Below are 11,574 nucleotides of genomic sequence, written 5' to 3'. Positions count from 1 at the left end.
CTACTCCCACTCCATGAAAGAAACCCGAGGTTCGTAATCGGGCGCCCGGGCCTCCAGGCTCATCTGCATACGGAGCACGCCTGGGCGTTTTCTGAACCGATGGGTGGATTCCCGACGCACGAAATCATCATCGGCAGAGCGGGCGGTAATCACCGTTTTCAACTCATGCTCGCCGTTTTCCAGGTTCCCGGTGAACAACTGCTGGATGCCACCGCGTTCAAGCGATGCCCGCTCTCTATCAGAATACAGGTGGGAAGCCACAGGCTTGCCATTAACGAACAGCTCGACGGAATCAAGATCGAGGGCATCCCGGCTCTGAAGTGTCAGAAAAACTGCCAGCCGGGTATTGGCTGGATGAAGGACCTTCTGTTCGAGGGCGAATACCCGCTCGGAATGACTGGCGACCTCGGCGCTCAGGCGCTCGAGCTCGTCGTCAAGCCCGGCCGCAGCCGTCACTGGAGCAAACAGCAATGCCAGAACCACTGACCCGATGGCGAATACCTTTTGGTCTGCTATCCGGCGTCTTTGTGTTTGTTGTGTGCCGAACATAAGCCTCCTGCCCTTGTAGCCTCTGTAACTAATGCAAACTTCTGTAACAGATCGGCAGAAATCGTAACACTTGGTAACCGCCAAGAACGGTATCCAGATCACCAAATGAAAAACGCGAGTCAGGCAATTAAAGATTGGGGAAAGTGTCGAGTTATTTGACGGTATTCAGGATGGGAAGGAATGTCAGGGCGAGGGATTCGCACAACTGGATTTTTAAACGACTGTTTTAACAGCTTTTAATCCAACTGGCCCTGTATTTGCTCTCTGGAAAGCGGCGGGAGTGCCTTCAGGCAAACCCGCTTGATATGCCGAGCTTTGCCGATGCTCTCAACCGCATCGGCTTTTTTTTATTTACTCAGTTGCTTCATGGCCGATTCGAGGCCTTCAACGGTCAACGGGTACATGTGATCGTTAACGAGTTGCTTGGTCATGCCCAACGAACCGCCATTACCCCAGTAACTCTCGGGGAGTGGATTGATCCACACAACCTTGCGGAAGTGCTCGGTGACGCGCTGGAACCAGGTGGCTCCCGCTTCTTCGTTCCAGTGTTCGATTGAGCCACCGGGATGGGAAATCTCATAGGGTGCCATGGTCGCGTCGCCGACAAAGATCACTTTGTAGTCGGGCGTGTACTTGTGAAGAATGTCCCAGGTGCTGGTGGTTTCGTTCATCCGGCGGATATTGTTCTTCCAGACACTCTCATAGATGAAATTGTGGAAGTAAAAATATTCCATGTGTTTGAACTCAAGCCGTGCGGCCGAGAACAGCTCCTCGCACACACGAACGTGAGGGTCCATGGACCCGCCCACATCGAAGAAGATCAGCACTTTCACAGCGTTATGCCGCTCAGGCACCATCTTCAGGTCCAGATAGCCGGCATTGCGAGCCGTGGAGCGGATCGTATCGTCCATGTCCAGCTGATCTGCTGCTCCCTGTCGGGCGAACTTACGCAGCCGCCTCAGTGCCACCTTGATGTTGCGGATGCCGAGGGTCACGCTATCGTCCAGATCCTTGAACTCGCGCTTTTCCCAGACTTTCACGGCCCTGCCGTGGCGGCCATTCTTCTGGCCGATCCGGAAGCCTTCCGGGTTGTACCCGTTGGCCCCGAATGGCGAGGTGCCGCCGGTACCGATCCATTTGTTGCCGCCGGCGTGGCGCTCCTCCTGCTCTTCCATCCGTTTCTTGAAGGTTTCGATCAGCTCCTCTAGGCCGCCCAGAGAATCGATCTTCGCCTTCTCTTCCTCCGACAGGTGCTTCTCGAACTCGGCCCTCAACCAGTCGTCGGGAATCAGGGCTTCCAGCAGGTCGTCGAGATTCTCGATACCTTCAAAATAGGCCTGGAAAGCACGGTCAAACTTGTCGAAGTGGCGCTCGTCCTTGACCAGGCAAAGACGGGACAGGTAATAGAACTCCTCCATATCCGCAAAGGCGAGCCGCTTCTGCAGGGCTTCCAAAAGGTCCAGAAACTCCCTCAGACTGGCAGGCACCCTTGCGCGCCGGACTTCAAGAAAAAATTCAATCAACATAAAACGTGACTCTTGCCAATGATCTTGCCGAGAATCAGCTGCGGCGACGGGCCATGAAGGCGAGCTTCTGCAACAGGTGCACATCCTGCTCGTTCTTTACCAGGGCACCGTACAGAGGTGGCAACGCCGAACTGGTATCTTTCTCCTGCAACATTTTCGCCGACAGCTCATCAGCCATCAGCAGTTTCAGCCAGTCAATCAGCTCCGAGGTGGACGGCTTCTTCTTCAGGCCCGGGACCTTGCGCACATCAAAGAAGACTTCCAGGGCATCGCGCACGATTTCCTGCTGCAAGCCCGGGAAATGCACATCCACGATATTCTGCATGGTGTCATGGTCCGGGAAGCTGATGTAGTGGAAGAAGCAACGGCGCAGGAACGCATCCGGCAGTTCTTTCTCGTTGTTACTGGTGATCACCACGATCGGGCGTTTCTTTGCCTTAACCAGTTTCTGAGTCTCATAGACAAAGAACTCCATCCGGTCGAGTTCCAACAAAAGGTCATTGGGGAACTCGATATCCGCCTTGTCGATCTCATCGATCAGCAGGACCACCTGCTCGTCCGCCTCGAAGGCCTCCCAGAGCTTGCCCTTTACGATGTAGTTGCTGATGTCCTTGACCTTTTCATCACCCAACTGGGAGTCCCGAAGACGGGAAACCGCATCGTATTCGTAAAGCCCCTGCTGGGCCTTGGTGGTCGATTTGATATGCCACGGAATCAGCCTCATACCCAGACCAGCGGCCATTTCCTCCGCCAGAAGGGTTTTCCCGGTGCCCGGCTCGCCTTTGATCAACAGCGGGCGCTGAAGCGCAATTGCTGCGTTGACGGCCATTTGCAGGTCATCGGTGGCTACGTACTTCTCGGTACCGGTAAACTTCATGCTCTGGTTCCTGTTGGTTACTTTTTCTGGTCTTTTTGATCAGGCTTCTTTTTCGGATCGTCTTCGGGTAATCCGGACTCATCCTGATCATAATCGGGCAAATCGTCGAACTCGGACAGATCGAAATCCTCAAGCCCGAACTCTTCGTCGTCATCGTCTTCCGGCGCATCAGCGTCGGAGGGATCGGCGACATCCTCCAGCTCCGGGATATCCTCGTCCATATCCGCAGGCTCTTCCTCCACCGGCGTATCGGCCACCGGAATATCCTCGTCCAGCTCATCCGCCGATTCCACCTCAGGTTCCGAAAGCGCTTCATCTTCCGCCTTCAGAGTGGCCTCATGCTCATCGATCACGGCTTCCAGTTCGGACATATCGTCCTCTGGCGCTTCCTCGGTAACCTCCGGAATCTCCTCAGCTTCGGCATCCTCTTCCGGCTGAAGGCTTTCTTCGGGCTGAAGGCTCTCCTCCGCATCGACGCTCGCCTCCGGTTCCGGCTCAGTTGCCTGCTCAGGCGCCGGTTCGGACTCCTCGTGCAAATCCTCAAGCGTTTCGCGCTCGGCGGCCGCCTCAGCCTGCTCCCGCTGGCGTTGCTTCCGCTGGCGAATGGCAAACCACACCAGGCCGCCAATCAACACCAGACCACCGCCCGCTGCACCGATCATCCACAAAGGTACGGCAAAGGCGGTTTCAGCTTCTTCCTGTTCCTCCGGTCCCGGTGCGGGCTCTTCGGCAATCGGCTCCGGCTCCTCGGCCTGGCTCACGTCGATGGGCGATGCAATCGCTGGTTCAGGCTCGGATTGCTCCGGTTCGGATACTGGCGACTCCGGCTCAGACTGCTCGGTGGCGGGCGCTGGTTCTGACACCTCAGGCTCCACCTGTTCAACTGGCTGATCGGCAGGCTCTGCACCTTCAGGCACCGTGAACCCGACGGTAGCACTGAACTTGCGGCTGAAGGTCTGGCCGTCGGCGACCACATCAAAAGTGTAGAGGCCCGCAGCTGGCAATCGACTCACGGTATCCCGATAGGTGCCGTCTTCCGGCGGCTGCTCACCGCTTAATACCTTGGTTCCGCTTCTGCCATCTTCCGAAGTGATACTGAGACTGACTTCAATCACACCCAGAAAATCTGGATTGGTGATTTTCTCCCCCTCTTCGAAAAAGCCAACCCGGATGTTGAGTGGGTCCTCCGCGGTAAACACCGGTGGAAGTGGATTAACCACCATCCTGAGGTCGCTGACCACCGTTACCCGGCTACCCTCGCCCAACTCGCCTTTAATACGCCAGTGCCCGGCCAACGGCTCATTAACCGTGATCAGGTCATAGCCGGCTTCCCTTGCCCACCGGACATTATCGGGGAATTCGGAGAGATTCACGGTCTGTTCGTCCGGGCGAACCACTGCAAGCTCCCGCGTTGCCGAGGTTTCCGACTCTCCCCAGAAAATCAGGGCGGTAAATTCACGAACGCCTTCATCCACGGTGAAACCGTTGCCCTCAATCGGAATCTGCTCCTGGGGCACCGCCGTGTTCAGGGCCTGCAGGAACGCCAGGTTCAGTGCATCCGCTGTATCGGCCACCTGGAAACGGCCGCCGGATTCCGTCGCCAGGGCTTTCAGAAAGTCGGTTTCGGCTGCCTCTGACAGAGCGACCGGGTGGAACGTGGCGCCCCGCTCAATGAGGTCCGCAACAATTGTGTCCAATATCCGGTTTTCCTCTGCCGTATTGGCTGCCGGATCGTCGGAGATATCGACCTTGCCATCAGTCAGCAGGATAAAGTGGGTCCGACTGAGATCGCCGTCAGTGAAATAGTCATCGCTTGCCGTCTCAATAGCCGCTCCAAGGTTAGTCCTGAGGGCGACCGAATTGATCTGCGCCGAGCGCTGAATGGCCATGTCGCGCCACGCGTCGGTCACTTCCCGATGCGGCACCAGCATGTTGACGTATTGGCCAAAGGTCCAGACGCCGGCGGTGGCACCTTCCGGCAACAGCCGAGCGAGAAGTCGAACGGCAGGCTGGCGGAGGTTTTCCGGGTCGGTGTCTTTCATGGAACCCGAGATATCGACAATGATTCGCACGTCCGACTGCGCTGGCAGTTGAACGTCATCACTTTCCTGGGCGTTAAGCCCGGCAGGCAGGCTGAGCGCCAGGGAAAACGCGAACAGGCCAAACCATCTCGATGTCATCTCTCTCAAGGCATCCATCCTTTTCTTCTTTTATTTTTCTGCGTTACTTGCGAACAAGACGGTAGCGAACCAGATCCAGTACCCAGACCAGCAGCATCACCAATCCGGCCAGACCAAGATTGAACAGGGCCCGGCCTGAAGCGTCGGCGTCGCCAAGAATCATTTCGTAACCGCCAAACAGCCAGGCCGGAATCCACCAACCGGCCAGATCCGGCGATTCAACCGGGGTAAGCAGCAAAGCCACCAGGGCTGCAAGAATCAGCGTCCGCACTCCGTAAAATGGGAGGAAACGGACCAGGCTCTTCATCATGTAAAAGAACACGACAAAGGCGATGGCGTAGGCGGCCCAGAAAATTCCGTAGGCCAGTTGTGCATCAGTATCAATCATTACAGGATCCAGTGAATGATGTGTTCTTCCCAGTCTTCTTCCGGCACGCGGTCCTCTGACATCACCTTGTGACGGATCGAAACGCCGGCCTCGTGAACCGAATCCGGATCCCCACTTCGAAGAGGATGCCACTCGGCCAGTGGCCGGTCTTCAGCCAACGTCCGGTAGGCGCAGGTATACGGCAACCAATGGTAGTCGCTGACGGTATCCGGTGTCAGCACTGTGCAGCCCGGCACTTTCTGCAGCCGATCTTCATAAACGGTGCATTGGCAGGTTTCCTCGTCCATGTAACGACACACCAGGTCGGTGTGGTAAACCTCACCAGTGTCTTCGTCTTCCAGTTTGTTCAGGCAACATTTACCGCAACCGTCGCAGAGAGACTCCCACTCCTGGGGCGTCATCTCGTGCAGACGCTTACGCTGCCAGAACGGCACCTGGGCAATCATGGATTGCGCTGATCCAGCTTGCGTTTGAAGTCCACCACGTAGCCATCCTGCTCTTCCGGCATCTGCAGAAAGAAGTCTTTCTCGCCGATCGCTTCCAGAACCTGCTTGCCAGTGGTTCTTGCCAGCTTGCGGTCCGGCGTCAGCACCAGATCCATGGAATGAACCGGCTGCCCGAAGATACCCCGCAGGTTCTCTGGAAGCTCTTCCCACTTCTGTCCGCGGCGAACAAAAAGATAGGTGTCATTCTTTTTGCTACTCCGGAAAACAGAGACAAATTCACGCTCTTTCATGACTTCAGTAATTCCTCGATATCAGCGCGAACCGGCGCGAGAATCTGCGCCCGCCAACCCTGAAAAAATTCGTGTTGCGCCAGATCGGGGTGCTGCACAACCTTCTCAAGACGCTTTCTGGGCGCCAGCAATTCCATTGGAATATCATAATCTTCCGCCGCTTTTCTGAAAAGGCGCTTTAACTGCTTGAAGAACCCCTGCTGATCCCGGGACAAGGGTGGCGCGATCCTCTCAAGGGACGAATTATCCGCGGTCGATCCCCGGCTAACAAGTTCAATAAGGACATCACCATACCGACGGACTGCGCCGGAGGGTACACCCTGAATATTGGAGAGCTCCTTCAGGGAGCCTGGCAGCCTTTCCGCAATGGCAATCAATAACGCATCCGACAACACCCGGTTCCTGGGCCGGTCCCGCCGCTGACATTCCAGTTCACGCCAGCGAACCAGTTCCCTGAGTGCTCCTTGTTGCTGAGCCGAAAGCGTCCAGCCACCTCGCAGTTTCAGGTAGTGGTTATCCGGATCTTCCTGCCCCGCCAACTCATCGGCAAAGCGAGCCGATTCCTCAACCAGGGCCGCCTCCAGTCCGCGATCACGCAATAATCCGCTGACCCACTGGTACATCGGCTCCAGAAAACGGATATCTTCAATGGCGTAGCGTTGCTGGGCATCGCTTAACGGTCTCGCCAGCCAGTCAGAACGGGTGGCGGACTTGTCCAGGGTCTCGCCGAACAGGGTCTCCACCAGCCTCGCGTAGCCCAGGGAAAACCCGGCGCCAGCCATCGCGGCACCGATTTGAAGATCAATCACACCGGCAGGCTCAATGTTGAGCCACTGGCGAAACAGTTCCAGGTCTTCGCTCATGGCGTACAGGAGCTTTGGGGTATTGGGATCCGCAAGCATTTCCCGGAAACGTCGGGATTGTTCGGCAACGGAAGGATCCACCAGGCAGAACTCGCCGTCGAGACCCAGCTGAACCAGACCCGGTATGGGATAAAAGGTGTTAACCCGCTCGAATTCCGTGTCCAGCGCCAGAGGCTTGCCCGGTGCGCGGTCCAGCCATTGGTCCAGCGCCTCCGGCTCCCGGACCCAATGGATGTTGGCCGGAGCCGGGGGAACGTCAACAGCCGCAGCGGCCTGGGCAGAAATATCCATAAACGTGCCTGGTAGGGTTATTCGGTCTGGTTCAATCGGAGAGCGGCTTGCGGCCGCGGAATGCGTGAGTCAGGGTAAACCCGTCAACATAGCCCAGCTCGCCACCAACCGGAATGCCATGGGCCAGACGAGTAATCAGGATCTCTTGGCCATCAAGACGGTCGGCGATGTAGTGGGCGGTAGCCTCGCCTTCCACGGTCGGGTTGGTCGCCAGGATCAGCTCCGTAACACCTTCGTCGCGGATCCGCTTCAGCAGGCGTTCGATGCCAATTTCTTCCGGCCCCACGCCATCAATGGGTGACAGATGCCCCATCAAGACGAAATAACCGCCCCGGTAGTCACCAGCCTGCTCAATGGCCAGAAGATCCGAGGGACTTTCCACCACACACAGGGTACCGGTGCGCCTCTGGGGATTGTCACAGATGCCGCAGATTTCGGTGTCGGCGAAGTTCTGGCAGCTTTCGCAGCGCCGGACACCGTTCATGGCCTGGCTTAATGCGTCGGAAAGACGGGTGCCGCCTGAACGGCCACGCTCCAGCAAGTGGAAGGCCATGCGCTGGGCGGTTTTCTGGCCAACACCAGGCAGGCAACGAAGGGATTCTACAAGCTCATCAACCAGGGGGCTGAACGCCATGAAAGGTCCTCAAACGACTGCGGGATGAAATTCAGAACGGCATCTTGAAACCGGGCGGCAGACCCATGCCCGACATCATACCGGACATCTTCTCCTTCTGATTTTCCTCAACACGCCGAACGGCATCGTTTACCGCAGCGGCCAGAAGGTCTTCCAGGATGTCCTTTTCCTCAGACATCAGAGATGAGTCGATGTCCACTTTACGAACGTCGTGGCGGCCATTCATGGTGACTTTGACCAGCCCGGCACCGGCTTCGCCAGTCACTTCTGCCTTGGCGATTTCTTCCTGGGCCTTCTGCATCTCTTCCTGCATTTTCTGGGCTTTTTTCATCATGTCGCCCATATTGTTCATCATAACTTATCTCCTGCTTGTCTCTGGCCTTGTCTCGGCCGGCCGGATACTGTCTTCGACTACCCGTGCCTCGAATCGTTCAACGATAGACTTTACGACCGAATCCTGGTGAATGGACGCCTCCGCGGCTTTCTGGCGCGCCTTTCGCTGGCGTTCCTCATAAGCCGCCGGGGTATGAGGCCCCGGATTGCCCTGTTCTGTACGTAACTGAATGGAGTCGCCAAAACGGTTTCTCAAGGCAGCGAGAATCTTTTCCTCGTGCCGGCTGTTCAACAGCCTGGCGTAGCCCTCATCAATGGTCAGCGTAATCAGATCGCCGTCCCGCGACATGGCGCCGTGACTCGCGAGGTTGCCGGGCATACCAATAATGCCGAGACTCCGGAAATCCCGGTGCCAAACGAACTCCCCCTCAGCTTCAGGGGCAGCTTCGGCCGCTGGCTCAGGCTCTGGTTGAGGCTCTGCAAAAGCGGGTTCCGGAGCCGGGGCAGGCTGAACGGCTGGCTCGGCGGCAACCTCCGGTGCTGACTCCTCTGCAACAGGAGCCTCATCACTTAAAGGATAGTTCTCTTCATACTCTGCGGTCGCCCCAGCCTGCGCATCGAGACTGGCCAGCCAGGATGCATCCTCGTCCGCCAAAGGCGGAGCCTCGTCCTGGGATTCTGGTTCAGGCTCTGGCTGTGCGGGAACCTCGCTGGATTCTTGAGCCTGCTCCGCGGCGACGTCCGTTGCCGGCCCGGATTGTGGCGGCTGCGGTTCCGGCTGTTTCGATTCTATTTGCGCAGCCGGCTCCTGTGGTGGTGTCGGCGCCGGGTCGGGCTCATCCCGTGGCTCGGAGGCGGCAGACTGACCACCGGAGCTTATAGCGGGCGGCTCGCGCCGATCAGCCCCGGGGCGAAAGGCCAGCATCCGGAGCAACGTCATTTCGAAACCCATCCGGGCATCGGGCGTAATGGTGAGGTCTTTCCGGCCAATCAGCGCAGACTGATAGAAAAGCTGGGCGTCTTCGGCACTGAGCTTACGGGCCAGGGCCTGGACCTGCTCGGCATCGCCCAGGGCGTTATCGGCACTACCCGGAACCACCTGCTCCATGGTGACCCGGTGAAAAAGCGACAGCAGATCGGCAAGGATGACACTGTAATCTGGCGCAAAGTCCGAAATCCGGCTGATTTCCGCCAGCAAAGCCGGGCCGTCACCTTCAACTAGTGCATTCACGATGCGCTCAATATCCCGCTGGTCAATGGTGCCCAGCATATTGCTGACATCACTGGCCGACAGCTTCTGGTTGCCAAAGGCGATCGCCTGATCGGTCAGGCTCAACGCATCTCGCATACTCCCATCGGCAGCCCGGGCCAGGAGCCACAGGGCCGGTTCCTCGAACGGAATCTCCTCGGCACCCAGCACATGGCGGAGGTGGCCAGCGATGTGTTCCGGAGTCATGCGTTTGAGATTGAACTGCAGACACCGTGACAGCACGGTGACCGGCAACTTCTGGGGGTCGGTGGTGGCCAGCAGGAACTTGACGTGTTCCGGTGGCTCTTCAAGAGTCTTCAGGAAGGCATTGAACGACTGATTGGTCAGCATGTGCACCTCGTCGATGAGGTACACCTTGTAGCGGCCACGGGTTGGCGAATACTGAACGTTATCGGTCAGTTCACGCATGTCATCAACGCCCGTCCGGGACGCGGCGTCAATCTCGATCAGATCCACAAACCGGCCTTCCTGGATCTCCTGGCAGCTTGAACACTCACCGCAGGGATTGGGCGTAACGCCGGTTTCGCAGTTCAGGCAGCGGGCGAGCAGCCGGCCAATGGTGGTCTTGCCTACCCCACGGGTCCCCGTGAACAGATAGGCGTGATGAAGACGCTGGCTCTCCAGGGCGTGAATCAACGCCTGAAGCACGTGTTCCTGGCCCACCATATCCTCGAAGGTGCGTGGGCGCCATTTACGGGCAAGTACCTGGTAGCTCATGTTCCGCCAACTGCAGTTAAAAACGGCTCTAACCTTAGCACGGACAAAGATCTATAAGAAGCAGACTTGATCCCGGAAACGCACGCACAAGTGCCGCACATAAGTTCATGGCTATCAAGGATAATCAGAAGGAAAAACAAGCGAGGGGAGAAAACTGGGGGTGACTCCACCAGCGACACCCCGGCACACAATTCCACCGCTGCGGCTGCTCCCTTCCGGGCCTGACCGGGTTCACGGTTTCATGTTGCGGAGGCACCAATGGAGCCACCATAACGGCGTTTCAGGACAATTCCCTGAAAGCGGCGCGCATATTAGCAAAAGGGTTTGCACACTACAATGACAAATCCGCACGCCGCCAGCATAGGCCTTATTATAAAGGCAGCGGCACCTCATCCTGGCGGAACCAGCAGGCCAGGCTGTAACGGGTGCGGTTTGCCGGCAACACCTCGTGTGGGATTTCTTCGCTCATGAACAACGCCATGCGCCCTGCCTCGGGCAACACGGTTCCGCACACCTCAAGGTCGTTATCGCGATTGAACACCTGAAGGGCGCCGCCGTCTGCTGCCTGCCACCCTTCGTTCAGGTAAAGCACCAGACTCACCACCCGGGACGCCCTGCCCTTAAAACTGTCCAGGTGCTGTTTATAAAAGTCACCGCAGTGGTAGGTAGCGTAATGGGTTTCAAACCGCTTCAGGCCCAGAAACAGTCTCTGGTTCAGGCCCTGACGAATCATCTCGAAGAATTCGAACAACGCTGCCTGAGGCGCAGTAACACCCTGCAACCAGGCGATCTTGTCGCGGCGCACCGAACGGTCACGCACCAGATCATTGCCGCGGCCAATCCCGGCTTTTTTCATGGCATCGGTACGGTCGAGAATCTGCACTTCCTGTTTCAATGCGGCCAACAGGTTGTTTCCCAGCCATGACCGCGCGTCAACCGACATCCAGCCGTGCTCGCTCAGCCCCAAAGCCAGCTCATCCAGCCAGTCCTCAGACAAGGCCTCACGTTGATCCGGCGCAAGGCCCATCAGCTGGACATCACTACCTGCCACCGCATCCTCGGCGCTCTGCAAAGGGGTGATAAGGGGATCATGGATCGGGATGATTACCGGCGTTTCCATCGGCTGGCCTCGTGCGAAATTTGAGCGTATTTTAGGCGCAATTCTCGCCGGAGCGGCAGTTTTAATTTACTCTCTGTGTAGGCAAATACA

The 11,574-nt window shown here is 57.4% G+C and carries 12 protein-coding genes and 1 other RNA gene; all 13 read right to left on the bottom strand.

Annotated elements, in window-relative coordinates; translation table 11 throughout:
* Positions 1 to 549, bottom strand: a complete 549-nt coding sequence (locus KEHDKFFH_RS08570; RefSeq protein WP_241956465.1) for an AraC family transcriptional regulator — start codon at positions 547 to 549, stop codon at positions 1 to 3.
* 347 nt (positions 550 to 896) lie between these two features.
* Positions 897 to 2,075 (bottom strand): vWA domain-containing protein, encoded by a 1,179-nt coding sequence (locus KEHDKFFH_RS08565; protein WP_104321525.1) that lies wholly within the window; start codon positions 2,073 to 2,075, stop codon positions 897 to 899.
* 34 nt (positions 2,076 to 2,109) lie between these two features.
* Entirely contained in the window at positions 2,110 to 2,952 is an 843-nt protein-coding gene (locus KEHDKFFH_RS08560) for an AAA family ATPase (RefSeq protein ID WP_104321524.1), read from the bottom strand.
* A 17-nt stretch (positions 2,953 to 2,969) separates the two neighbouring features.
* A complete protein-coding gene (locus KEHDKFFH_RS08555; protein WP_241956464.1) occupies positions 2,970 to 5,132 on the bottom strand; it encodes a VWA domain-containing protein in 2,163 nt (720 codons plus the stop codon).
* A 43-nt stretch (positions 5,133 to 5,175) separates the two neighbouring features.
* Complete coding sequence (locus KEHDKFFH_RS08550; RefSeq protein WP_064226965.1) at positions 5,176 to 5,520, bottom strand: hypothetical protein; 345 nt, start codon at positions 5,518 to 5,520, stop codon at positions 5,176 to 5,178.
* Positions 5,520 to 5,966 carry a YcgN family cysteine cluster protein gene (locus tag KEHDKFFH_RS08545; protein WP_104321522.1) on the bottom strand — a complete coding sequence of 149 codons (447 nt, stop codon included), beginning with the start codon at positions 5,964 to 5,966 and terminating at the stop codon, positions 5,520 to 5,522. The genes KEHDKFFH_RS08550 and KEHDKFFH_RS08545 overlap by 1 nt, the downstream gene beginning before the upstream one ends.
* Positions 5,963 to 6,256: a YcgL domain-containing protein gene (locus KEHDKFFH_RS08540; RefSeq protein ID WP_104321521.1), complete on the bottom strand. Its 294-nt coding sequence runs from the start codon at positions 6,254 to 6,256 to the stop codon at positions 5,963 to 5,965. The genes KEHDKFFH_RS08545 and KEHDKFFH_RS08540 overlap by 4 nt, the downstream gene beginning before the upstream one ends.
* A complete protein-coding gene (locus KEHDKFFH_RS08535) occupies positions 6,253 to 7,410 on the bottom strand; it encodes a ribonuclease D (RefSeq protein ID WP_104321520.1) in 1,158 nt (385 codons plus the stop codon). The genes KEHDKFFH_RS08540 and KEHDKFFH_RS08535 overlap by 4 nt, the downstream gene beginning before the upstream one ends.
* Positions 7,411 to 7,441: 31 nt before the next feature.
* A complete protein-coding gene (gene recR / locus KEHDKFFH_RS08530; protein ID WP_104321519.1) occupies positions 7,442 to 8,044 on the bottom strand; it encodes a recombination mediator RecR in 603 nt (200 codons plus the stop codon).
* Positions 8,045 to 8,075: 31 nt separating this feature from the next.
* The gene (locus KEHDKFFH_RS08525; RefSeq protein ID WP_053115401.1) at positions 8,076 to 8,399 is read right to left on the bottom strand and encodes a YbaB/EbfC family nucleoid-associated protein; all 324 of its coding nucleotides are present in this window, start codon (positions 8,397 to 8,399) and stop codon (positions 8,076 to 8,078) included.
* 3 nt (positions 8,400 to 8,402) lie between these two features.
* Positions 8,403 to 10,364, bottom strand: a complete 1,962-nt coding sequence (dnaX, locus tag KEHDKFFH_RS08520; protein WP_104321518.1) for a DNA polymerase III subunit gamma/tau — start codon at positions 10,362 to 10,364, stop codon at positions 8,403 to 8,405.
* A gap of 164 nt (positions 10,365 to 10,528) precedes the next feature.
* An RNA gene (gene ffs / locus KEHDKFFH_RS08515) (signal recognition particle sRNA small type) lies at positions 10,529 to 10,625 on the bottom strand.
* 109 nt (positions 10,626 to 10,734) lie between these two features.
* Positions 10,735 to 11,484 carry a 2OG-Fe(II) oxygenase gene (locus KEHDKFFH_RS08510; protein WP_104321517.1) on the bottom strand — a complete coding sequence of 250 codons (750 nt, stop codon included), beginning with the start codon at positions 11,482 to 11,484 and terminating at the stop codon, positions 10,735 to 10,737.
* Positions 11,485 to 11,574: the final 90 nt, after the last annotated feature.

The sequence above is a fragment of the Marinobacter maroccanus genome (assembly GCF_002933275.1).
In the GTDB taxonomy this organism is placed as follows: domain Bacteria; phylum Pseudomonadota; class Gammaproteobacteria; order Pseudomonadales; family Oleiphilaceae; genus Marinobacter; species Marinobacter maroccanus.
This window is presented reverse-complemented; position numbering and strand designations above follow the sequence as displayed.